Origin of the sequence: Martinezella lusitana (genome assembly GCF_900094565.1) — a bacterium.
In the GTDB taxonomy this organism is placed as follows: domain Bacteria; phylum Pseudomonadota; class Alphaproteobacteria; order Rhizobiales; family Rhizobiaceae; genus Rhizobium; species Rhizobium lusitanum.
Genome location: NZ_FMAF01000029.1, coordinates 55575 through 78175, shown reverse-complemented (window position 1 = coordinate 78175; position 22601 = coordinate 55575). Strand labels below are relative to the sequence as shown.

Here is a 22601-nt window from a genome sequence, read left to right as displayed (position 1 = left end):
GCTGGTGACATAGATATACATGCCGCGGGTGTAAAGCCCCGCGGCATGATGATCGGACAAATAGGATGGGATCAGAAGAGGCCGCCCGACCCGGAGGTAACAGCCTGGTTCGCCTGCGGCGACGTCCTCAGAATTTCCTCTGGCGCAACCTGCGCAGCCTCGCCGCCACCAATGACCGTCAAGCTCGTAGCCGGGCCGGTGCCGGGCTTGAAGGCTTCCATGATGGCGCTCGGATCGCCTGGTTCCGCCGCCATACCGGTCGCGCGATTGACCGCCATCATCGTCATGCCAGCCGGAACCTGGAATTTCTCCGGCGCCTCATCCTTCGTGGCAGCCTGCATGAATTCGTTGAAGATCGGCGCGGCAAGCCCGCTGCCGGTGCCACCCCTGCCGAGCGTGGCGGGGGTGTCGTAACCGACATACAGGCCGGCGACGAGGCTCGGCGTGAAGCCAACGAACCAAGAATCCTTTTCATCGTTGGTCGTACCGGTCTTGCCGGCGACATCGGTGTTGAGCTTGATCTTGCCGGCCGCCGTACCGCGGATGATGACGCCCTGCATCATCGACGTGACCTGATAGGCGGTCATCGGATCGAGCACCTGCTCGCGATTGTCGGCGATCACAGGTTCGTCCTGATTTTGCCAGGCGCTGACATTGCAGCTGTCGCAGACGCGCTCCTCATGTTTGAAGATGGTCTTGCCGTAGCGGTCCTGAATGCGGTCGATCAGCGTCGGCTTGATCTGCTTGCCGCCGTTGGCGATGACCGAATAGGCCGAGACCATGCGCAGCACCGTCGTCTCGCCGGCGCCCAGCGACATGGCGAGAACCGGATTCATATGATCGTAGATCCCGAAGCGCTCGGCATATTCAGCGACGAGCGGCATGCCCATGTCGGCGGCGAGACGAACCGTCATCAGGTTGCGGGAATGTTCGATGGCGAAGCGCAGCGTGTGGACGCCCCCGCCCTCGCCTTCATAGTTTGTCGGTTTCCAGACATCCCCATTGCTGAGGGTGATCTGCAGCGGGTCATCGAGGATGACCGAGGCCGGCGTATAGCCGTTGTCCATTGCCGCCGCGTAGACGAAGGGCTTGAACGACGAGCCCGGCTGACGTTTTGCCTGGGTTGCACGGTTGAACTCGGATTGCGCATAGGAGAAGCCGCCGACCATGGCGAGCACGCGGCCCGTATGCGGATCCATGACGACCAGGCCACCCTGCACCTTCGGCGGCTGGCGCAAGCGATAGGTGCTGGAATCGGCACCACCGGTTTTCTGCACGAAAATCACATCGCCCGGGCTCAGCACGCCGCTGGGTGATTTCACAGCCTTGCCGCCGGCCGAGCGGAAAGCCCAGCGCATGTCGGCTGCGGCGATCGTGCCACGCCTGCGATCCGTTGAAACCTTGCCGCCAGCATCGACGCTCGGCTGCAAGCCGATGTCGACGGCCTGATCGGACGCGGAGAGTACGACGGCGACCTGCCATTCGGGAACGTCGCTCAAGGTCGGGACCTTGGCAAGCTCGACGCCCCAATCCTGCGACGTCGTGATCTGCTTGATCGGGCCGCGATAGCCGCGGCGCTCGTCATAATCGACGAGACCATCCTGCAAAGCCTTGCGCGCTTCCAGCTGCATCTGCGGATCGAGCGAAGTGCGAACCGAGAGACCGCCTTCATAAAGGGTCTTTTCGCCATATTGGTCGATCAATTGCCGGCGCACTTCTTCGGCAAAATAGTCCGAGGCAAACAGCGACGGACCGCTCTTTGGCGGCACGACGCCGAGCGGCTGCTTCTTGGCGTCCTCGCCATCGCTCTGGCTGACATAACCATTCTCCACCATGCGGTCGATCACCCAATTGCGGCGGGTGATCGCTGCTTCCGGACGGCGGAACGGATTGTAGTTGGAAGGACCCTTGGGGAGCGACGCGAGATAGGCCGCTTCGGCGATGGTCAGCTCGTTGACGGACTTGTCGAAATAGGTGAGCGAAGCGCCGGCGATGCCATAGGAATTGAGGCCGAAGTAGATCTCGTTGAGGTAGAGCTCTAGGATCTTGTCCTTGCTATAGGCCTGCTCGATGCGGAACGACAGAATCGCTTCCTTGATCTTGCGGTCGAAGGTCTGGTCCGCGGACAGCAGGAAGTTCTTGGCGACCTGCTGCGTGATGGTCGACGCGCCGACGAAGCGGCGGCCGGAGCCGATGTTCTGCAGGTTCACCACAACGGCGCGTGCCAGGCCGCCGACGTCGACGCCGGGATGATTGTAGAAATTCTTGTCTTCAGCGGAGAGGAAGGCGGCCTTGACGCGGTCAGGTATAGCCTGAATCGGCACGAAAAGTCTGTTCTCCCGCGAATATTCCTTCATCAGCGCGCCGTTGCCGGCATGAATGCGGGTCGTCACCGGAGGCGCATATTTCGCAAGCACTTCGTAGTCGGGAAGTTCCTTGGAAACGACGCTCAGATAGATAGCCGCAGCCGCGGCAGCACCCAGAAACAGGAGGCAGCCCAGCCCAAAGAAATATCCAATCAGTCTGATCATGTGATACTACCGGTGCTTGTTCTTCATGCGGCATATGCGCGAGATCATCGCATAACCACGGGCGTTTTGCACGCCCGCGGTGTTAATGCAAGACGGCGGCGAGACAAAGCCGTGTGCGACCCGCGGACGAACGATACTTTGCTGTAAAGGCGGGAATGTGAGCAAAATAGGGCTTGTCTCCAGTATTCCCAGTTTCATTAGGCGCTAATAATAGCAGCTGTTACATGGAAGCCACGTACGACCGGATGCATGACGCGGCTAGCCACCATTTGCGATGATCGATACGCGATATTGCTTCACGGCCTCTGTCAGCCGATCGGCCACCTTTTGCCGCCAGTCGAGATCGAGCAGCAATTTCTCGTCGTCCTTGTTGGAGAGAAAGCCCAGTTCGAGCAGAATGGACGGAACGTCCGGCGCCTGCAGCACGCGGAAGCCGGCGTGGCGATGCGGATTATTGATCGTGGAGACCTGCCCATTGAACGAGGACAACACATCCTGCGCCAGTGAGATGGAGAAGGCCTGCGTCTCCCGCCGGGTCAAGTCCATCAGGATGTCGGTAACGGCGGGCGGCTGAGCCTGCGTGTCGGCGGCGGCGATCTGATCGGAATTGTTTTCGCGGTCGGCCACTTCGCCGGCGAGCCTGTCCGAAGCCTTGTCGGAGATCGTATAAACAGTCGCGCCGCGAATATCCTTCTGCTTGAGCGTATCGGCATGAAGGGAAATGAAAAGCGAGGCGTGATTCTGGCGGGCGATGGTCACCCGTTCCGACAGCGACAGATACTGATCCTTGTCGCGTACGAGAAACGCCTTGATGCCAGGCTGGGCATTCAGCTTGTCGGCGAACATCTTTGCGAAGGCGAGCGTGATGTCCTTTTCCTGCGTGACGCCATCGCTGCCGGTCGCACCGGCGTCGATGCCGCCGTGGCCGGCATCGACAGCCACGAGGAAGGTATTCGGATCGGCTTTTTGCGTCGATTCGACCGGGCCGACATCCTTTGCCGTATCATCGCTCGTCCAGCTCTGCTCTTTTACAAGCTCGGTGAATTGCTCAGCGGGCAGCATTTCGGCATCGAGCACGAGGCGGCTGCCCTTACCGTCTTCATTGGCCTGCACCTTGGCCATGACCAGCTTCACGGGCTTTTTCGCCGTCAGAACGATTCGGGCGCTGTCTGCGTCCATCGTCCCGTAACGAATATCCTTGAAGAGACCGGCCGCCTTCAAATCCGCAGCCGGAAAACCGAAGGCAGTCGCCGGGAGATCGACCACGACGCGAACCGGATTGTCGAGATAATGAACCGAAAAGGTCGGCTCGCGATCCATGTCGATCACGATGCGCGTGCGGGCATCGTCGCCGGCGATACGGGCGCCAAAGGCCAGCACGGGATCGGCCGCCGCATTCGTCGCCGCGAACGGCAAAAACGCTGCCAGCATCATGAGGGCGAAGGTCGCCATCGCAAGTCGCAAAGCCCTCACGCCAGTCTCCGCCGCATGCCGCAATCCCTTTAACACGTGTCCAACGCGCCCCATATTGGTTTCGACGTTGTTTTTGAAGTCCCATAACGGGAACCAAGTGTGACGTGATGGCGCCGCCCGGCGATACGCCGGGAGAAGAATCAGAAGACGCCCTCCTTCATTCTCATCATCCGACGAATCCATCAATATTATGGCATACTTGGCTTTTCCCTTGCTATTGTGACAGATAAAACATACAACGCATGTTAGGGTAGAAGTGTTGACGGGATAGAGTCGCCGCAAAGGCAGCCGCCTCGAGTACCAGGCGCCATAAGCGGCAGTCATCCGCCGTCTACAAGAGCTTCTGCTCCAACAGTGGATATCTGAATTTTCAGCCTCAGGCGGGAAATTCATCGGTGGAGAGCCACCAAACGCTCTTTAGAGAGCAAATTCATCGGACCCGGTTGGGTCTAAGGCATAGTTGATCTCGCTTGGTTACGGATGTTACCGCAGCAGCTTTTTCAGGAAGTGAACAGACCCCAGGGAAGTAATGCCCCGGCTGCCGTCTGGATGCTGTCATCGCCGTACAACCAATCGCGACTTTCATTATCCGGTGCAGCAACGGCGGATCGCGTCCGGCTTGTCCCAGCGACAGGCAGGCCCCCATCCGGTTGCCCGCGCCGAGGAGCACAGCTTTCATGGCAGACAAAATGCTTATCGATGCGTCTCACGAGGAAGAGACGCGCGTCGTTGTCGTTCGCGGGAACCGCATAGAAGAATTTGACTTCGAGTCGCAGCACAAGAAGCAGATACGCGGCAACATCTATCTCGCAAAAGTAACGAGGGTCGAGCCCTCGCTTCAGGCCGCGTTCGTTGATTATGGCGGCAATCGCCATGGCTTCCTCGCCTTCGCCGAAATTCACCCTGATTATTACCAGATCCCCCTCGCCGACCGGCAAGCGTTGCTGAAGGCCGAAGCAGAGGAACATCGCCGCGACGACGATGTCGAGCATGTGGAAACGGCGCTCGACCTCTCCCAGCAGGAGCAGCCGGATGTCGGCATCCTTGCGAAGGACGGCAACGACAACGCTGTGCCTGCCGCGATCGCCGAAGAGCCCCCTGCCGCCGAGGCAATCGCCACCCCTCAGGAAGAGGCTCCGGCAAAGAAGGCCAGGCCTCGCCGCAGCCGCAAGAAGCCGGTCGCGACCGCTCCGTCTGACGAGACTGCCGCCGAGGCAACGACCGCCGTCGATGCACCGAGCGAAGAAGAGGAAGGTCCGTCCGGCGAAATGGCCGCGATGGTCGAAACCGATTCGATCTCCGAAAATGTCGACCTTTCCAAGCGCCGCAGCGACGATGACGACGATGATGATCACGACCATGAAGAGGAAGTGATCGAATCCGTCGGCGCCGAAGACGCTATGGAAGAGGTTCCGGACCGCGTGCAGCGCAAGCCGCGCAAGCAGTACCGCATTCAGGAAGTCATCAAGCGCCGGCAGATCCTGCTGGTGCAGGTTGCCAAGGAAGAACGCGGCAACAAGGGTGCGGCGCTGACCACCTATCTCTCGCTCGCAGGTCGCTATTCGGTTCTGATGCCGAACACGGCGCGCGGAGGCGGCATCTCCCGCAAGATCACCAATCCGCAGGATCGCAAGCGCCTCAAGGAAATCGCCAAGCTGCTCGAAGTGCCGCTGGGCATGGGTGTCATCCTGCGTACCGCCGGTGCCAACCGCACCAAGGTCGAGGTCAAGCGCGACTTCGAATATCTGATGCGCCTGTGGGAAAACGTCCGCACGCTGACGCTCGCTTCGACCGCCCCTTGCCTCGTCTATGAAGAAGGCAGCCTTATCAAGCGCTCGATCCGCGACCTCTACAACAAGGATATCAGCGAAGTCATCGTCTCCGGTGAGGAAGGCTATCGTGAAGCGAAAGACTTCATGAAGATGCTGATGCCGAGCCACGCCAAGGTGGTTCAGCCCTATCGCGACATCCATCCGATCTTCTCGCGCTCCGGCATCGAGGCACAGCTGGACCGCATGCTGCAGCCGCAGGTCACGCTGAAGTCCGGCGGCTACCTGATCATGAACCAGACGGAAGCTCTGGTTTCGATCGACGTCAACTCCGGCCGCTCGACCCGCGAACATTCGATCGAGGATACGGCGCTTCAGACGAACCTCGAGGCAGCCGATGAAGTCGCCCGTCAGCTTCGTCTGCGCGACCTTGCCGGCCTGATCGTCATCGACTTCATCGACATGGAAGAAAAGCGCAACAATCGCGCCGTCGAGAAGAAGCTGAAGGAATGCCTGAAGAACGACCGCGCCCGCATCCAGGTCGGCCGCATCTCGCATTTCGGCCTGCTGGAAATGTCGCGCCAGCGCATCCGCGCATCGGTTCTCGAAAGCACCACACAGATCTGCTCGCATTGCGGCGGCACCGGCCATGTGCGCTCGCAGTCCTCTGTCGCGCTGCATGTCCTGCGCGGCATCGAGGAATACCTGCTCAAGAACACGACGCACGACATCATCGTGCGCACGACGCCGGACATTGCGCTCTACCTGCTCAATCACAAGCGCCAGACGATCACCGATTACGAAAGCCGCTTCGGCGTTTCCATCGTCATCGGCGCCGACAATGCCGTGGGCACGCAGCACTTCGCGATTGACCGCGGCGAGCCGGTGGCCAATCCGGTGAAGATCGAGAGCCTGTTCAACTTCGCCGCCATTCCGGAGGACGATGACGACGATATCGTCATCGAGGCCGATGAGGATGAAGACGAGGAGCTGGAAGAAAAGGCTGCAAGCGTCGAGCAGCAGCCTGCCGCCCGCTCCGAAAACAATGATGGCAACCGCAAGCGCAAGCGCCGCCGCCGTCGTCGCGGTCGCAGCGGCGATGCCCAGACAGCCTCCGATTCAACCTCCGACACCTCTACGGAAGATGGCGATGAGGACGGGGATGAAGGCGACGAAGACGACAACGTCGGCAATACCGAAATCTCCGCCGTGTCCGGCAGCGACGACGCGCAGCAGAAGCGCAAGCGCCGCCGCCGCGGCAAGCGTGGCGGCCGCCGCAATCGCGATGGCGAGGGCAATGAATTGGCTGCCGGCGACGAAGCCGGTTCCGACGAAGGCGCTGATCATCAGGATGACGGCGAAAGCGATGTTGCTGTGACCGTCGCCGAAATCGTCGTTGCCGAAGGCGAGGCCGCCGTCGAAGGCCAGCCGGCCATGGCAGCCGTCGAGACGGCGTCCGTCGTCACCGAGGACGTGAAGCCCGCCAAGAGCCGCAGCCGTCGCAAGCCGAAGGCGGAAGCATCGCCAGTCGAAGCACCGGTCGTCGAAGCGGCACCTGCAACTGATACCGAAGCCGAGACGGTGGCCGAAATTGTCGCTGATCTCGACCGCCCGGTAGAACCCGAACCGGCAGCTGCGGCGGAATCCGAAACAGCCGTGGCCAAGCCGGCACGCGCCAACCGCGAGTCGAACGTCTCGTCCTCCGAGCCGGTGGTCAAATCCACCCGCACCAACGAGGGCGGCGATGGTGACGGCGATCCGACCAAGCCGAAGAAGGCTGGTTGGTGGCAGCGCCGCGGTTTCTTCTGAGCGTTGCTGTTTGGGAAGAATTGATCAAAAAACCGGCCGTGGTGACGCGGCCGGTTTTTTGTTTCTGCAGATCGCCAGGTTTAAGGCTCATGCTTGGAAACGGTGCTCACGCCCGCGCAACCACATTCGCAGACTGGCGCAACACATTGATCCGTTAGCCTATTTCAGCCAGGCCGCCATGCGTTCAACCGCCTCCTCGATCTCGGCATTCGAGCCGGCATAGGAGATCCGCATCGCGCGATGCCCGTCGTCCGGGTCGAAATCGAGACCGGGCGTGGCGGCGACGTTGATTTCGGCGAGCATCTTGCGGGCGAAGATCATGCTGTCATTGGTGAAGCGGCTGACATCGACGTAGGCGTAGAAAGCGCCATCCATCGGAGAAGCGATACGGAAGCCGATTTCGGGCAGACGCCGCATCAGGAAATCGCGGTTGCGCCCATAGCTTTCGCGATAGACATCGAGTTCGGCGCCTGCGCCAAGCGCTGCCTCTGCAGCGATCTGGGACAGTTCCGGCGCGGAGATATATAGGCTCTGGGCGACACGCTCGATGGGGCGCACCAACCGCTCCGGCAGCACCATCCAGCCGACGCGCCAGCCGGTCATGCAATAATATTTCGAGAAGGAGTTGATGACGATCGCTTCGTCGGTCAGTTCCAGCGCACTCGTCTCTTCGCCGACGAAGGTGAGCCCGTGATAGATCTCGTCGGAAATGAAGGCGATGGAACGATCGGCGCAATAATCGGCGAGCGCCTTCAGCGCCGCCCTGCCCGTGACGGTGCCTGTGGGATTGGCGGGGCTTGCAAGCAGCACCCCCTTCAACCGCTTGCCGCTCTCCGCCTGTGCCGCCTCCAGGCTTTCCGGCGTCAGCGTGAACTGCGTCTCCTCGGTCACCGGCACCTCCAGCACATCGAGCCCCAATGCCGCGAGGATATTGCGATAGGCGGGATAGCCAGGGCGACCGATGGCGACGCTGTCGCCCGCATCAAACAAGGTCAGGAAGGCAAGATTGAAGCCAGCCGACGAGCCGGTGGTGATGGCGATGCGCTTCGGATCGACCGACAGTCCGTGACGGGTCTGGTAGTGCGCGGAGAGCGCCTGGCGCAGCGTCAGCGTCCCAAGCGCGTCCGTATAGCCGATACGGCCGTGGCCGAGCGCCGCGCGCGCCGCCTCAAGCGCCGCCTGGGGCGCCGGATGGGACGGCTGTCCCACAGCCATCGAAATGACCGGATAACCGGCCTGACGCCGAAGCGTCGCCTCGGCCAGCACATCCATGGCGTGGAAGGGTTCGACATCGCTGCGCTTGGATAGGGAAAACAAGATCAATTCTCTCTCGGATCGGATCGCCGTGCGACATTTGCCGCAATAATGGTTCATTCACAATCCCGCGATTGCGGCTTCGTCGCGAAAATTCCTGTTTCTGGAAGCAAGCTTGCGCCGTAAGTTGCTGATCCGTATTTGCGGAAGTTGACCCGACGATGCTATGCCGCATCCGAGAAAGTCTCCGCATAGATCCAAACGAGGACCCAATGACCTTTTCTTTCAAAAGCCTGCTGACGGTTGCGGCGATTGCCCTCACAGCGTCCTTCGCCACAATCCAGCCCGCCGCCGCGCTGGACGATCAGCAGAAAAAGGAAATGGGGGAATTCATCAAGGAATACCTCGTCGAACATCCGGAAGTCTTGCTCGATGCGCAGGCCGCGCTCGAGAAGAAGCAGGAGGCGGCCCGCCTCGCCCAGTCGTCCCAAGTGATCGCCCAGAACAAGGACGCGATCTTCAACTCCAAGGATGATGTCGCGATCGGCAATCCGAAGGGCAGCATCACCGTCGTGGAGTTCTTCGACTACAACTGCACCTATTGCCGCCATGCGCTCGGCGACATGGACACGCTGCTGAAGCAGGACAAGGACGTGCGTTTCGTGCTCAAGGAATTCCCGATCCTCGGGGCGGACTCGGTCGCGGCTTCGCGGGTTTCCGATGCATTCCGCAAGCTTGCGCCTGAAAAATATGCCGAATTCCATCACACGCTGCTGAGCAGCGACGGCCGCGCCTCGGAGGACAGCGCCATCGAGGTTGCCGCCTCGCTTGGCGTCAAAGAAGCAGCCATCCGCGCGGAAATGGCAAAGAGCCCGAACAACGATATGATCAAGGCGACCTACCAGCTTGCCACCGATCTCAACGTCACGGGCACGCCCGCCTATGTCATTGGCAACGAAACCATTTCCGGCGCAATCGGGCTCGAAGCCATTCAGCAGAAGATTGCCAATGTCCGCAGCTGCGGCAAGACCACCTGCTGACGATCACATCTCCGCGCCGCGCGCTGCATTTGAGGCACCATCGAAACCACGTGGATTTCGACAGGGCTCAAAATTGCCAAAATCGCGGCGTTTCCACACCTAGAGACGCGCAACCTACGCTCCGGGGCTTTCCTACAAGGCCTCGGGAGTCTATAGGTTGCGCTGCACTTTGACGGAACCTCTGATGGCGCAAACTATTTTTGTCCTCAACGGACCCAATTTGAACGCTCTCGGCAAGCGCGAGCCGGGCATCTATGGCGGCAAGACGCTCAAGGATATAGAAGCAGACTGCAAGTCCGCGGGCGAAAGCCTGGGCTTCATCATCGATTTCCGCCAGAGCAATCATGAAGGCGTGCTGGTCGACTGGATGCATGAAGCCGGCGATACCGCCGCTGGCGTCGCGATCAATCCTGGCGCCTATGGCCATACTTCGATCGCGCTGCACGATGCGATCCGCGCCATTTCCGTTCCCGTGGTGGAGGTGCATATCTCCAACATCCACGCGCGAGAAGAATTCCGACACAAATCGATGATCGCGCCCGCTGCCAAGGGCATGATCTGTGGTTTCGGACCTTATAGTTACATCCTGGCGCTGCACGCGCTGAAATCCATCACCCAATAACAAAAATACAGGGCAAGAAAACCAATGGCTGAAAAGAAATCGGGTATCGACCAGGCGCTGATTCGCGATCTCGCCAATATTCTCAACGAGACGGATCTGACCGAGATCGAAGTGGAGCAGGAAGATCTGCGCATTCGTGTGTCTCGCGCCGGCACGCCGCAATATGTTCAGGCGCCGGTCGCAGCACCTGCTTATGCAGCAGCCGCTGCTCCCATCGCGGCCGCCGCTCCCGCGGGCAAGGTGCGCAATCCCGATAGCGTCGTCAGCGCACCCATGGTCGGCACCGCCTATCTGGCGCCGGCCCCGGGCTCGGCCGCCTTCATCGAGGTCGGCTCGGTCGTCAAGGAAGGCCAGACGCTGCTGATCATCGAAGCCATGAAGACGATGAACCAGATCCCTGCGCCTAAATCCGGCACGGTCACGGAAATCGTCGTTCAGGACGGACGCCCGGTCGAGTACGGCGAACCCCTTGTCGTCATCGAGTAAGCCCATGCCCATGATTTCGAAGATTCTCATAGCCAATCGCGGAGAGATCGCCCTGCGTGTGCTGCGCGCCTGCAAGGAACTCGGCATTGCCACCGTCGCGGTTCATTCCACCGCCGATGCCGACGCGATGCATGTACGGCTTGCGGATGAGAGCGTTTGCATCGGCCCGCCGCCGTCGCGCGAAAGCTATCTCAACATCCACCAGATCGTTGCCGCCTGTGAGATCACCGGCGCCGACGCCGTGCATCCCGGCTATGGCTTCCTGTCGGAAAATGCCAAGTTCGCCGACATCCTCGAGGCGCATGGCATCACCTTCATCGGTCCGACGGCGGATCATATCCGCATCATGGGCGACAAGATCACCGCCAAGACCACCGCTCTGCAGCTCGGCATCCCGGTCGTTCCGGGTTCTGACGGCGAAGTGAAGACCGAGGCAGACGCGCTGAAGACGGCGCGCGAGATCGGCTATCCGGTGCTCATCAAGGCAACCGCCGGCGGCGGCGGTCGTGGCATGAAGGTGGCGCGCACGGAAGCGGACCTGGTCGAAGCATGGTCGACGGCGCGCACGGAAGCGGGCGCTGCCTTCGGCAATGATTCCGTCTACATGGAAAAATACCTCGGCAAGCCGCGCCACATCGAAGTTCAGGTGTTCGGCGACGGCGAAGGCAACGCCGTGCATCTCGGCGAACGCGACTGCTCCCTGCAGCGCCGCCACCAGAAGGTCTGGGAAGAAGCCAATTCCCCGGCGCTCAATGTCGAGCAGCGCATGAAGATCGGCCAGATCTGCGCCGACGCCATGAAGAAGCTGAAGTATCGCGGCGCCGGCACGATCGAATTCCTCTATGAAAATGGCGAGTTCTATTTCATCGAAATGAACACCCGCCTGCAGGTGGAGCATCCGGTTACGGAGGCCATCACCGGCATCGACCTCGTGCACGAACAGATCCGCGTCGCCTCCGGCGGCGGTCTTTCGGTGACGCAGGATGAAGTGCATTTCCATGGTCACGCCATCGAATGCCGCATCAATGCCGAGGACGCGCGCACCTTCATCCCCTCGCCCGGCACGATCACGCATTTCCATGCGCCCGGCGGGCTTGGCGTGCGCATCGATTCGGGCGCCTATCAGGGCTACAAGATCCCGCCTTACTACGACAGCCTGATCGGCAAGCTGATCGTGCACGGCCGGACCCGCGTCGAATGCATGATGCGCCTGCGCCGCGCGCTCGACGAATTCGTGGTCGACGGCATCAAGACCACCCTGCCGCTATTCCAGGATCTGGTTTCCAACCAGGATATCGCCAACGGCGACTACGATATCCATTGGCTGGAAGACTACCTGGCCAGGACATCGGCCTAAGCCGTGCCAGGAACGCGCAGCAGACGCCCCGGCGTTACCCCGGAGATTTTGTTGCGCGCCTATTCCATCGGACTCTTCCCGATGGCCGAATCGGCCGACGACCCGGAGATCTTCTGGGTCGAGCCGGAAATTCGCGGTGTCTTGCCCCTCGATAGCTTTCATGTCTCGAAGAGCCTGGCAAAGACCATCCGCCATAGGCCGTTCGACATCCGTTTCAACACCGATTTTGACGCCGTCATCGCCGCCTGCGCCGAGCACACGAGCGGCCGGCCCAGCACCTGGATCAACCAGACCATCCGCGCGCTCTATTCGACGCTGCACCATATCGGCCATGCGCATTCCGTCGAGGCTTGGGAGGATGACCAACTGGTCGGCGGCCTTTACGGGGTCTCGCTGGGGTCCGCCTTCTTCGGTGAGAGCATGTTCTCCCGCCGCACCGACGCTTCGAAGATCTGCCTCGTCCATCTGGTCGAGCGCCTGCGGCAACGAGGCTTCACACTGCTCGACACGCAATTCACGACCGAGCACCTGAAGACGTTTGGCGCAATCGACGTGCCGAAGGACGACTACGCGAAAATGCTCGAAAAGGCGATGGAATCACCCAATCTGAGCTTTTGAGGCGATCAGAGCTGCGCCCTGCGGAGCGTACTAAAGGTATTCGTGCGCCGAAGACTTCAAATTCCGGTTGGTATTTGCTATCGCTCGACGCGAAGAGCGTTGGTGCATAGAGGTTTCGCTTTGCCGTCGTAAATACCGGTCTCATCCAGTTTCACCCCATGCATAGGGAAGCGTGTCGCCGCCCGATGCATGTTCATGTTCATCGGGTGGTGGTCTGAGACCGGTTTGGCATTGTCAAAACGCGCCTAGCACAGCCATTGCTGTCTCAGCTCTTCAGCCGTCCCGTACCATCGCCATACCGTGCCCATAAAGGGCTTGTCCCGCCATCAGCTTGGTGAACTTCCAGATGGATCGCCTGTAGCGGCTGCGGATGCTTGAAACCCTTCAAATCGAGCGGCAAGATGAGGCTCAATGCCAATGGCAAAAGGCTTGATGCCTGGCTTATCTATAAATGCTCCGATTGCGGGAAGACGTGGAATCGGACCCTCTTCGAACGGCGGACCATTCGTGATCTCAGCCCTGCTACCCTGGAAGCCTTGCGAGGCAACGATCCGGACTGGGTACGACTTCAGGAATTCGATCTCGACGGACTGAAGCGCAAGGCGCTGCGCATCGATGAATCGCCTGACGCCATTGTCCGGAAGGAAGTAGCGCAGGGGAAAGCGAGCTGGACAACACTGGAAATCGAGCTTGCGAGCGTGTTCGCCTTGAACCTTCGCCTTGATCGCCTGCTTGCGTCCGAGCTGGCCATTTCGAGATCCAGGCTCAACGTGCTGCATGGCCGCGGCAAGCTGAGAGGCCATCCGGACCACAGCGACGTTCTACGTCATCGCATCAAGGTCGGCATGCGCATCGTCATCGATCTGTCCGATGAAGATGATCGCGATGCGATCGGTGAGGCAGCCTCAAATCCGAAGGCAAAATAGCAAATCGTCCGCGGGAGCGATGCTCCTGCGGGCGAGTCGGCAAGGCTGCGGATTCTCAAGGGATCGGCTATTTCGCGCCGGCGGTATCCGGCGGCGGGATGTCGGATTTCTGTTTGCACTCTTTCAGCCAGACGTCGTAGATCGGATGCTCGACCGCGTTGAGACCGGGGCTGTCGGCGAACATCCAGCCGGTGAAGATGCGGCGGATGCGGCGATCCAGCGTGATCTCATCAACTTCGATGAAACCGTCCACCTTCTGCTGTTCGGTATCGTCACGCGAGTAGCAGGCCCGCGGCGTCACCTGTAACGCGCCGAACTGCACGGTCTCGTTCATATAGACATCGAATGTCGTGATACGGCCGGTGATCTTGTCGAGGCCGGAGAAAACGGCGACGGGATTGGCGATGCGGGCCGCCTCTGCGGAAGGCGGCAAAACGATGCCAGCCAAGAGAGCGATCACGGCTCCCGCCATTACACGCAAAGAAGCGCTCCGCGTGAAAAACGTCATATCCGGCAATCTCCGCTTGGTCTCGGTCAAAGCGCCGAGCAAGAGCCGGCATCTCTCGCGCCTAACGGCCAATTGTGGCCAAAGGACGAGCCGGCCCCTTCTGCTCAGTTGCCCGGGGTCCAGGCGTCATAGTCGCCGGTCACGCGCGGACGCTCGCCGGCAACGGCCAGCGAGCCCGGCGGGCGATAGGCCTGCGGAGTGCCGGTCTGGTTGGCGCGGTGCCCCTTTTCCCATTCCTTGGCGACATAGTTTTCCTTGGTTGGCGGAACGTCGGTGCGGTGATGCATCCAGCCATGCCAGCCCGGGGGAATTGCCGTGGCTTCCGCGTAACCCTTGTAGATCACCCAGCGCTTCGGGAGACCGTAGGAGGACATGCCGCCTTCGTAATAGACATTGCCGAATTCATCCTCGCCGACGCGCTTGCCGAAACGCCAGGTCGCGAACCGCGTCCCCATTGTCTGACCATTCCACCAGGTGAATGTTTGTACGATGAAATTCCACATGTCTTTTCCTCGATACCCGCTGAATGGCGAGCGATACCAGAATTCGATAGCTTGCTTATGCCGCCACCGGACGGGCTTGTCCAGTGATTCCAGCAGGCAAACGCTGTCATTTCAATGTCATCTTGAAACCAAGATGGCTCGGCTTGAAACCCAATCTCTCATAGAAGCGGTGAGCATCCTTGCGCTGGGCGTTCGAGGTCAATTGCACCAGCCGCATGCCGCGGCTTTTTGCCTCGGCAATGCAGAAATTGATCATTGCGGCGCCGATCCCCTGCCCGCGCAGATCCGTGCGCGTCTGCACAGCTTCGATGATCATCGCGGAGGAGCCACGGCCGGTCAGCGATGTCGTGATCATCGTCTGGAACGTGCCTACGACTTCGCCGGCCAGTTCGGCGGCGTAGAGCGTCTGCTCGGATGAGGCATCGACCGTGCGGAAGGCCCGGAGGTAATCGCCATAGGCGGATGGATCGGTGGTATCGCCGTGGCCGCCGACAGCATCTGCGGCGAAGAGGTCGATCAAGGAAGGAAGGTCAGCCTCACGAGCTTCGCGAATGATCAAATCGGCGCTGTTCATGATCGACCTGCCTAGCTGTCAGTGGTTTTCGAGAGGCTTCTCGAATATCAGCGCCGGAATGCCCGATTGCGCATTTCCGCAGTTTTCCGTACGGCCGACTTCGACGAAGCCATGCGCCGTGTAAAAGGCGATCGCAGGCTCGTTTTGGGGCTCGACTTCCAGGCGCATGACTTCTGCGTCCGGAAAGCAGGTTTCCAGCTCCGCAAAGATATCGCGGCCGACGCCCTGGCGTTGGTAGCGCGGGCCGACATAGAGCATGTTGAGCTCGACAGTCTTTGTCATCTCCGTGGACATGGCGGCATAGCCCATGCCGCCGATCGTCTTGCCGTCGTCGGCGACGAGGAATTCGGCGTTCTTCTTCGCCAGCCGTGCCTTCAGCGACGCCAGAGAATGCCAGGAGGCATGCAACTCGCTGACCTTGTCGGCCCCATAGATATGGTCGTAGGTCGCATGCCAGGTTTCGCGCAGCAGAGCACGGACCTTTTCCAGGTCCTGCTCGCCGGCGGTGCGGACGAAGAACACCGATTATTCCTCTTCGATGCCGAGCTTGGCCTTGACCAGCGCCTGCACGGCCTGCGGGTTGGCCTTGCCGCCGGTCGACTTCATCACCTGGCCGACGAACCAGCCGGCGAGCGTCGGCTTGGCCTTGACCTTGGCGACCTGATCCGGGTTAGCAGCGATGATTTCGTCCACGGCCTTTTCGATGGCGCCGGTGTCGGTGACCTGCTTCATGCCGCGGGTCTCGACGATCTCTGTGGGATCGCCGCCTTCGGTGAGGATGATCTCGAACAGATCCTTGGCGATCTTGCCGGAGATGGTTTCAGCCTTGATGAGATCGATGATCGCGCCGAGCTGGGCGGGCGAAACCGGAGTTTCTTCAATATCTTTGCCGATTTTGTTCAGAGCACCCAGCAAGTCGTTGATGACCCAGTTTGCCGCCATCTTGCCGTCACGGCCGGCAGCGACCGCTTCGAAATAATCGGCGATCGCCTTTTCCGAGACCAGAACGGAGGCGTCGTAGATCGACAGGCCTAGCTCGCGAACGAAGCGCTCCTTCTTGTCGTCGGGCAGCTCGGGCAAGTGCGCCGCAAGTTCCTTGACGAAGGCGTCATCGAATTCGAGCGGCAGCAGATCCGGATCGGGGAAATAGCGGTAGTCATGCGCATCTTCCTTGGTGCGCAGGGAGCGTGTCTCGCCCTTGTTCGGATCGAACAGGCGGGTTTCCTGGTCGATCTTGCCGCCATCCTCAAGGATGCCGATCTGACGGCGCGCTTCGTATTCGATCGCCTGGCCGATGAAGCGGATGGAGTTGACGTTCTTGATCTCGCAGCGCGTGCCGAACTCACCACCGGGGCGGCGCACGGAAACGTTGACGTCGGCGCGCATCGAGCCTTCGTCCATGTTGCCGTCGCAGGTGCCGAGATAGCGCACGATCGAGCGGAGCTTGGTCATATAGGCCTTGGCTTCGTCCGACGAGCGGATGTCCGGCTTGGAGACGATTTCCATCAGCGCCACGCCGGAGCGGTTGAGATCCACATAGGACATGGTGGCGTGCTGATCATGCAGCGACTTGCCGGCATCCTGCTCCAGATGCAGCCGCTCGATGCCGATCTCGATATCCTCGAACTGGCCCTGACGATCCGGCCCCAACGAAATGACGATCTTGCCCTCGCCGACGATCGGATCCTTGAACTGCGAGATCTGATAGCCCTGCGGCAAGTCGGGGTAGAAATAGTTCTTACGGTCGAAGATCGAACGATTGTTGACCTGCGCCTTCAGGCCGAGGCCGGTGCGCACGGCCTGCTTGACGCACTCCTCGTTGATGACGGGCAGCATGCCGGGCATGGCGGCATCGACCAGCGAGACGTTGGAATTCTGCGGCTTGCCGAACTCGGTCGAGGCACCGGAGAAGAGCTTGGAATTGCTCAACACCTGGGCATGGACTTCCATGCCGATAACGATTTCCCAATCGCCGGTGGCACCGGGAATGAAGCGTTTCGGATCTGGCGTGCGGACGTCGACAAGGGTCATGGGAAGCTCTTGAAATGCTGTTCTTCTGAACTTTGTGAGGTAGAGCAATTGGCGAGATGGTGCAAGGCTTTCGGCATCGCCGGCGCGCTATATGCCTGGACCGTAGACGCCGTCGCTATCTTCGACCAGCGCTTTTGAAAGCCCGATGGTCGGCACATCGCTATCGAGCTTCGGGGAATAGACGATCGACAGCCAGTTGATCTCATAGCCACGAGCCTTGAAAAAACCGATCGCGTCGACATTGCCGGCATGAGTGTGCAGCGAAACCTTTTCCAGCCCCTGTTCGCGCATGTCCTGCTCGATACGCTCCAGGAGTGCCGAACCGAGACCTCGCCTGAGAAACCCCGGGTCGATCCAGAAATCGGAGATGGTCTCATCGAGGCCCTCGCGCGCCGCCCAGCCGACGACCTCCCCGTTCAGCTCGATGACCGTGATTGTCAGCCAGACGTTGCGCGTGAAATTCGAAAACGCGTCGCTTGCACTTTCCAGAAGCTCGACCGGACTTCCGATCGAGCCCATGGCCTTCTGCCATGAGCGCAGGCCGATATTGGCCAGTACCTCCGCTTCCCCTTCATGCGCATTGCGAATATGGATCATCGGGCCCCCGCCGTTTCCAGCAGTAAAGCACCGGAAAACAGCTTTTTCCAGCGACGAGATAAAAGCAAGCGCACGGTGGCGGCCCAAGTCCAACGAGAGTGAAACTTGACCGCCGGTTGCAACCTGTTTTAAAACTGCCGCGTCAATGGAGTTTTGATGTCTACCTTTTCTCAGACCCGGTAAAGGCCCTGCCCGCAAGCCTTCTTGCGTGCTGGGCCCGAAAACGAAGCCCCGACTTCCCTAAAGGGAGCGTCGGATCGTTTTGTTGCGCCTTTGGCGCTTTCCGGATTCTGACGACAATGGATATCTCACGCGCAGAGCAGCGCATCCTGCATTTGCTCGCTCAAGGCGGGCGCATTGAAATCGAACGCACCGAAAACAAGAAAATCGAGACCGTCAACTGCTACACGCGGGACGGCTGGCTCTATCCCGGTTTCGGCATCGAGCTCTTCCGCAAGCTCAAACAGCTGAAGGCCATCAAATCCTCCGGCGGACATCCCTACCGGATAACGGAACGGGGCCTGAGGCTGGTGAGGGCGCAATTGGATAATAGGTAGAGAAAACATGAGAGCCGCCCCGGTCGGGCGGCTCTTATCCGCTCATGCGGCTCATGTGACGAAGCGCTGGTGGCGATCAGAATGTCCTGATGAGCTCCGCCACCTGGCTGCCCAGACGATCGCTGTCCTTTTGCATCGCGGCGCGTTTTTCGCCGACTGCAGCGATTTGGTCTTCACTATTTGCCAGAGCCTTCAAATAGCGCTTCTTCAAATCGCTGTTCTCCGGAACCGCGCCGATATTCTGTCTTATCCGCTCCTGGTCATTGGTGAGTTTCTCTATTTCGTTGTCGAAACTCTCCAGATCGTTCTGGGCAGCGACCTGCTTTTTGCGCGCCTCCGCCAGGTTTGCGAGCTTGTCTACAAGTACCTTGTCATGGGCCGAAGCCGACCATCCAAGCAGCATGTCCGGCTCTGCATCGACCAGAGCGTAACTGTTGCTCTGAAGCTGCTCGTCGACTGCCGTCAGTGTCTTTTCCGTAGCCGCCGGCACGACCGTCTTGAGCCGCTGGTGTGTTGCCGTCTTGCCGAAACTTTCGTCCGACGAAAACGACCAACCATCCCTAATCGGGTGTTCGACAATAACGGTCCTTTCGCCGTCAAGCGCCCCTGAAACAGTGTATGTTGTCGTCTGGCGGTATTTGACGATTGTTTGCATCACGCCATCGGAAACCTTGAGAGAGGCAATCTCCTCCGTCGGCGTCTGCTGCTCACTGATCGACACCTTTCGGTCGGTTGCGAAACTGGCAAGGCGCGTATCGCCCTTGGGCAGCGCGGATAGCTGGGAATCGCCGATATAGCCGATCTTGCTGTCGTACAGCGTCAGAATTCCCGCCGGCATGCTGACGCCTGTGGTGTTCTTGAGCATCACGGCAGCGATGGGATTGGGAAATGAGCTGCCCGCCCGATACATGTCCACCATATCGGCATCCAGCTCCGCATCCACGATCGGCACCGATAAGGTGTCGCCATTTGCCAGATCGTAAGTTCCCGGAAGTTCGAACGTGGCCGAGATATCGCTTTCGGTGGCATTGGCAGCACTACCAGCAGCTATTTGCATTGGCGCTGCGGGCCTTTCCAACTCGTCGGCCATGTATCCAGACGCGGCTGCCTTTCTGCTGGCGCCACCCATCATTGCCTTGGCAGGCGCGGGCGCTGCTCGTTCCTCGACATCCGATGATAGACGCTGCCTGTTGGACAGGTCTCCGCTATCGAGATCAGGGACAATATTCGAAGCCGTGTTGACCGGCACTTCTTGCCGCTGTCTCCAATAGAGCTTGTGCAGGCCCTGCTTCAGCGTCACTGGCTCGGCCGACGTCAACGTCAGTTTGACGCCCTTCCAATCCTCACCGCTGGCGTTTTCCAGCACGGTCCATGCCTGCAAACGCGCCTTGCCATTTTCCTCGGTCACAACCTTGTAGGCCGTTTTCCAGATCGGAGACGGAACCACATAGGTCAGGCCGATATCGCCGCCGTTCTTCACACCGTTCAGCTTGATATCGATGGTGCGGCTGCCGTCGTTCTTGCCACGGGCAATGGCCGCCGCCGCTTTGGCAACCTTCGCTCTCATCTCAGCATCCTCAATCCGGACGGACGCATCCTCGCCAAGCGCCAGCGTCTCCACAGCGCCATCCTTGTCGAGAACGGTCAGCAGCGGAACCGGCGCACTCTCGCCAGCCTTCCTGATCTCGATCCCGAGAATGCTTCCCTCAATGGTTTTCCCACCGCTGGTTACCGATACTCTGGCGCCTTGCATCGATGTCAAAAGCGACGGCACGGATGAGAGCGCTTCAGGCGTAAACGGCAAGCCTTTGAAGGTTTCCTCTAGAGGTTGCGGCCCCGCCAGCGAGAAACCGGCCACGGAGCCGTCGGTCTCATTGACCACAAGGCTCTTGAGCATGTCATCAACCTGGTCGAGAGGCACCTCGAGCCGGACCACGCCGTCGCTACCGACTGCCGCGGATCGAGAGACCTCGGCAAGGCCACCCGAGGACAAGGTAATGGCGCGAATAGCTCCATTGTCGGCGGCCAGCGAAATCGCCGGAAATGCCACACTGAGGAGCAGGATCGCCGATACTTGCTTGAGCATGAAGAGACCTTCCGATTCGGTTGCAGACGACAAGACCAAGCGGCCTGCTGCAATTTATGATCGTATTTCGGTCCAAAATGTGATGGCGATGGTCTTCGCGCGCGATCCAGCCGGTGAAGCGACCATCAACCTCGGAGACGATGACTTCGTCTTTGGCCATGAAGGGATCAGAGAAGCATTCTCGACCGACGGCCGCAATAACGTCAGGACTTTTGAATCTTGCATCCAAGGCGTCGCCGCTCCACCGAGCGGCAAAGCCGACCGCGCCGGCCGTTTCGTGGTCGGCGTCGGTCATGGACCTCAAATTATGGGCCTCAAATTGTGGTGCTTACCACCACTTCGCCGGCGTGAACTTGCCGGCGGCCTGTTCGATGACGTGGGCGGTCTTGAACAGGGTTTCCTCTTCAAACGGCCTGCCGATGAGCTGGAGGCCGAGCGGCAGGCCCTTCGGGTCGAGGCCGGCGGGGACGGCGATGCCGGGGAGACCGGCCATGTTGACCGTCACCGTGAAGATGTCGTTGAGGTACATCTTCACCGGATCGGAAGCGAGGTCTTCATCGGCGATACCGAAGGCGGAGGACGGCGTGGCGGGTGTCAGGATGGCGTCGACACCGGCATGGAAGGCAAGCTCGAAATCGCGCTTGATCAGCGTGCGGACCTTCTGGGCGCGCAGGTAGTATGCGTCGTAATAGCCGGCCGAGAGAACATAGGTGCCGATCATGATGCGGCGCTTCACTTCCTGGCCGAAGCCGGCAGCGCGCGTCTTCTCGTACATGTCGACGATGTCCTTGCCGTCGACACGCAGGCCGTAGCGGACACCATCGTAGCGCGCGAGGTTAGAGGATGCTTCGGCGGGCGCGACGATGTAATAGGCAGGCAGAGCATATTTGGTGTGCGGCAGCGAGATGTTGACGATCTCGGCGCCGGCGTCCTTCAGCCACGCAATACCCTGCTGCCAGAGCGTTTCGATCTCTTCCGGCATGCCGTCGACGCGATATTCGTTGGGGATGCCGATCTTCATGCCCTTCAGCGACTGGCTGAGCGAGGCTTCGTAATCTGGCACCGGCAGGTCGACCGAGGTCGTGTCCTTTGCATCGACGCTTGCCATCGACTTCAGGAGGATGGCGGCATCGCGAACGTCGCGGGCGATTGGGCCAGCCTGGTCGAGCGACGAAGCGAAGGCGACAATGCCCCAGCGCGAGCAACGGCCATAGGTCGGCTTGATGCCGACGGTGCCGGTGAAGGCAGCGGGCTGGCGGATGGAGCCGCCGGTGTCGGTGGCCGTTGCGCCGGCGCAGAGGTGGGCTGCAACGGCAGCAGCCGAGCCGCCCGACGAGCCACCAGGAACCAACTGCTGGTTCGAGCCTTCGGCACGCCAGGGGTTGATGACCGGGCCGTAATAGGAGCTCTCGTTGGAGGAGCCCATGGCAAACTCGTCCATGTTGAGCTTGCCGAGCATGACGGCGCCGTCGTTCCAGAGGTTCTGCGTCACCGTCGATTCATAGCGAGGCTTGAACCCATCGAGAATGTGGCTGCAGGCCTGGGTGTGGATGCCTTCGGTGCCGAACAGATCCTTGATCCCTAACGGAATGCCTTCGAGCGCACCGGCGTTGCCGGCGGCAAGCCGCGCGTCCGAAGCCTTGGCCATCTCGCGCGCCTTTTCCGGCGTTACGGCGATATAGGCATTGAGCTGACCGTTGGCCGCGTCGATCGCCGAAAGATAGGCTTCGGTCAGTTCGGTGGCGGTGATGTCCTTGGCGCGCAGCTTGTCGCGGGCTTCGGCAATGGTCAGGCTGGTCAGTTCGCTCATTTTGTTTCGCTTCAGATCTGGAAATAGGCAACGGGTCGGAACGGGCTAAA

19 protein-coding genes are annotated in these 22601 nt (G+C 60.1%); 8 read left to right on the top strand and 11 right to left on the bottom strand.

The window, feature by feature from the left end; genetic code table 11:
* Nucleotides 1-71: 71 nt before the first annotated feature.
* Nucleotides 72-2531, bottom strand: a complete 2460-nt coding sequence (locus tag GA0061101_RS32085) for a penicillin-binding protein 1A (RefSeq protein WP_092576631.1) — start codon at nt 2529-2531, stop codon at nt 72-74.
* Between the two features lie 258 nt (nt 2532-2789).
* On the bottom strand, nt 2790-4040 hold the full coding sequence (locus tag GA0061101_RS32080) for an N-acetylmuramoyl-L-alanine amidase (RefSeq protein ID WP_425350037.1): 1251 nt from the start codon (nt 4038-4040) through the stop codon (nt 2790-2792).
* A gap of 641 nt (nt 4041-4681) precedes the next feature.
* Between GA0061101_RS32080 and GA0061101_RS32075 the strand changes: the two genes are divergently transcribed.
* Nucleotides 4682-7582, top strand: a complete 2901-nt coding sequence (locus GA0061101_RS32075) for an Rne/Rng family ribonuclease (protein ID WP_092576629.1) — start codon at nt 4682-4684, stop codon at nt 7580-7582.
* A gap of 159 nt (nt 7583-7741) precedes the next feature.
* Here GA0061101_RS32075 and GA0061101_RS32070 read toward each other — a convergent pair whose 3' ends face one another.
* Entirely contained in the window at nt 7742-8899 is a 1158-nt protein-coding gene (locus GA0061101_RS32070; protein WP_092576643.1) for a pyridoxal phosphate-dependent aminotransferase, read from the bottom strand.
* A 209-nt stretch (nt 8900-9108) separates the two neighbouring features.
* Here GA0061101_RS32070 and GA0061101_RS32065 point away from each other — a divergent pair, with 209 nt between their 5' ends.
* The 6 genes from GA0061101_RS32065 to GA0061101_RS32040 all read left to right on the top strand — a co-directional run bounded on the left by GA0061101_RS32065 (nt 9109) and on the right by GA0061101_RS32040 (nt 13885).
* The gene (locus tag GA0061101_RS32065) at nt 9109-9876 is read left to right on the top strand and encodes a DsbA family protein (RefSeq protein ID WP_092576627.1); all 768 of its coding nucleotides are present in this window, start codon (nt 9109-9111) and stop codon (nt 9874-9876) included.
* Between the two features lie 184 nt (nt 9877-10060).
* Nucleotides 10061-10498, top strand: a complete 438-nt coding sequence (gene aroQ, locus GA0061101_RS32060; RefSeq protein WP_034486834.1) for a type II 3-dehydroquinate dehydratase — start codon at nt 10061-10063, stop codon at nt 10496-10498.
* A gap of 24 nt (nt 10499-10522) precedes the next feature.
* Nucleotides 10523-10984, top strand: coding sequence for an acetyl-CoA carboxylase biotin carboxyl carrier protein (accB, locus tag GA0061101_RS32055; RefSeq protein ID WP_037201323.1), 462 nt, complete (start codon nt 10523-10525; stop codon nt 10982-10984).
* A gap of 4 nt (nt 10985-10988) precedes the next feature.
* Complete coding sequence (gene accC, locus GA0061101_RS32050) at nt 10989-12341, top strand: acetyl-CoA carboxylase biotin carboxylase subunit (protein WP_173410718.1); 1353 nt, start codon at nt 10989-10991, stop codon at nt 12339-12341.
* Nucleotides 12342-12344: 3 nt separating this feature from the next.
* The gene (aat, locus tag GA0061101_RS32045; RefSeq protein ID WP_037201325.1) at nt 12345-12959 is read left to right on the top strand and encodes a leucyl/phenylalanyl-tRNA--protein transferase; all 615 of its coding nucleotides are present in this window, start codon (nt 12345-12347) and stop codon (nt 12957-12959) included.
* Between the two features lie 374 nt (nt 12960-13333).
* On the top strand, nt 13334-13885 hold the full coding sequence (locus tag GA0061101_RS32040) for a DUF1062 domain-containing protein (RefSeq protein WP_342587932.1): 552 nt from the start codon (nt 13334-13336) through the stop codon (nt 13883-13885).
* A 67-nt stretch (nt 13886-13952) separates the two neighbouring features.
* Here GA0061101_RS32040 and GA0061101_RS32035 read toward each other — a convergent pair whose 3' ends face one another.
* From GA0061101_RS32035 to GA0061101_RS32010, 6 genes are all read right to left on the bottom strand, one after another.
* Complete coding sequence (locus tag GA0061101_RS32035; protein ID WP_047553400.1) at nt 13953-14393, bottom strand: DUF2155 domain-containing protein; 441 nt, start codon at nt 14391-14393, stop codon at nt 13953-13955.
* 104 nt (nt 14394-14497) lie between these two features.
* Nucleotides 14498-14896, bottom strand: coding sequence for an NADH:ubiquinone oxidoreductase subunit NDUFA12 (locus tag GA0061101_RS32030; RefSeq protein ID WP_037194329.1), 399 nt, complete (start codon nt 14894-14896; stop codon nt 14498-14500).
* Between the two features lie 106 nt (nt 14897-15002).
* Complete coding sequence (locus tag GA0061101_RS32025; protein WP_092576625.1) at nt 15003-15470, bottom strand: GNAT family N-acetyltransferase; 468 nt, start codon at nt 15468-15470, stop codon at nt 15003-15005.
* Nucleotides 15471-15488: 18 nt separating this feature from the next.
* The gene (locus tag GA0061101_RS32020; protein WP_092576624.1) at nt 15489-15992 is read right to left on the bottom strand and encodes a GNAT family N-acetyltransferase; all 504 of its coding nucleotides are present in this window, start codon (nt 15990-15992) and stop codon (nt 15489-15491) included.
* A 3-nt stretch (nt 15993-15995) separates the two neighbouring features.
* Complete coding sequence (gene gatB, locus GA0061101_RS32015; RefSeq protein ID WP_092576622.1) at nt 15996-17501, bottom strand: Asp-tRNA(Asn)/Glu-tRNA(Gln) amidotransferase subunit GatB; 1506 nt, start codon at nt 17499-17501, stop codon at nt 15996-15998.
* An 87-nt stretch (nt 17502-17588) separates the two neighbouring features.
* Nucleotides 17589-18098: a GNAT family N-acetyltransferase gene (locus tag GA0061101_RS32010; protein ID WP_092576621.1), complete on the bottom strand. Its 510-nt coding sequence runs from the start codon at nt 18096-18098 to the stop codon at nt 17589-17591.
* Between the two features lie 299 nt (nt 18099-18397).
* On the opposite strand from GA0061101_RS32010, the gene GA0061101_RS32005 reads away from it, so the two are divergent.
* Nucleotides 18398-18655: a YjhX family toxin gene (locus GA0061101_RS32005; protein WP_092576619.1), complete on the top strand. Its 258-nt coding sequence runs from the start codon at nt 18398-18400 to the stop codon at nt 18653-18655.
* Between the two features lie 76 nt (nt 18656-18731).
* On the opposite strand, the gene GA0061101_RS32000 is transcribed toward GA0061101_RS32005, so the two are convergent.
* Together GA0061101_RS32000 and gatA are read right to left on the bottom strand one after the other, a co-directional pair.
* Complete coding sequence (locus GA0061101_RS32000) at nt 18732-20741, bottom strand: DUF4139 domain-containing protein (protein ID WP_092576639.1); 2010 nt, start codon at nt 20739-20741, stop codon at nt 18732-18734.
* A gap of 328 nt (nt 20742-21069) precedes the next feature.
* Nucleotides 21070-22551, bottom strand: a complete 1482-nt coding sequence (gatA, locus tag GA0061101_RS31995) for an Asp-tRNA(Asn)/Glu-tRNA(Gln) amidotransferase subunit GatA (protein ID WP_092576618.1) — start codon at nt 22549-22551, stop codon at nt 21070-21072.
* Between the last annotated feature and the right edge of the window lie 50 nt (nt 22552-22601).

What these genes read in the sequence shown, in the direction of transcription:
- GA0061101_RS32085 (WP_092576631.1), bottom strand. Translation starts at nt 2,531, where the DNA reads ATGATCAGACTGATTGGATATTTCTTTGGGCTGGGCTGCCTCCTGTTT.
- GA0061101_RS32075 (WP_092576629.1), top strand. Translation starts at nt 4,682, where the DNA reads ATGGCAGACAAAATGCTTATCGATGCGTCTCACGAGGAAGAGACGCGC.
- GA0061101_RS32065 (WP_092576627.1), top strand. Translation starts at nt 9,109, where the DNA reads ATGACCTTTTCTTTCAAAAGCCTGCTGACGGTTGCGGCGATTGCCCTC.
- aroQ (WP_034486834.1), top strand. Translation starts at nt 10,061, where the DNA reads ATGGCGCAAACTATTTTTGTCCTCAACGGACCCAATTTGAACGCTCTC.
- accB (WP_037201323.1), top strand. Translation starts at nt 10,523, where the DNA reads ATGGCTGAAAAGAAATCGGGTATCGACCAGGCGCTGATTCGCGATCTC.
- accC (WP_173410718.1), top strand. Translation starts at nt 10,989, where the DNA reads ATGCCCATGATTTCGAAGATTCTCATAGCCAATCGCGGAGAGATCGCC.
- GA0061101_RS32035 (WP_047553400.1), bottom strand. Translation starts at nt 14,393, where the DNA reads ATGACGTTTTTCACGCGGAGCGCTTCTTTGCGTGTAATGGCGGGAGCC.
- GA0061101_RS32030 (WP_037194329.1), bottom strand. Translation starts at nt 14,896, where the DNA reads ATGTGGAATTTCATCGTACAAACATTCACCTGGTGGAATGGTCAGACA.
- GA0061101_RS32025 (WP_092576625.1), bottom strand. Translation starts at nt 15,470, where the DNA reads ATGAACAGCGCCGATTTGATCATTCGCGAAGCTCGTGAGGCTGACCTT.
- gatB (WP_092576622.1), bottom strand. Translation starts at nt 17,501, where the DNA reads ATGACCCTTGTCGACGTCCGCACGCCAGATCCGAAACGCTTCATTCCC.
- GA0061101_RS32010 (WP_092576621.1), bottom strand. Translation starts at nt 18,098, where the DNA reads ATGATCCATATTCGCAATGCGCATGAAGGGGAAGCGGAGGTACTGGCC.
- GA0061101_RS32005 (WP_092576619.1), top strand. Translation starts at nt 18,398, where the DNA reads ATGGATATCTCACGCGCAGAGCAGCGCATCCTGCATTTGCTCGCTCAA.
- GA0061101_RS32000 (WP_092576639.1), bottom strand. Translation starts at nt 20,741, where the DNA reads ATGCTCAAGCAAGTATCGGCGATCCTGCTCCTCAGTGTGGCATTTCCG.
- gatA (WP_092576618.1), bottom strand. Translation starts at nt 22,551, where the DNA reads ATGAGCGAACTGACCAGCCTGACCATTGCCGAAGCCCGCGACAAGCTG.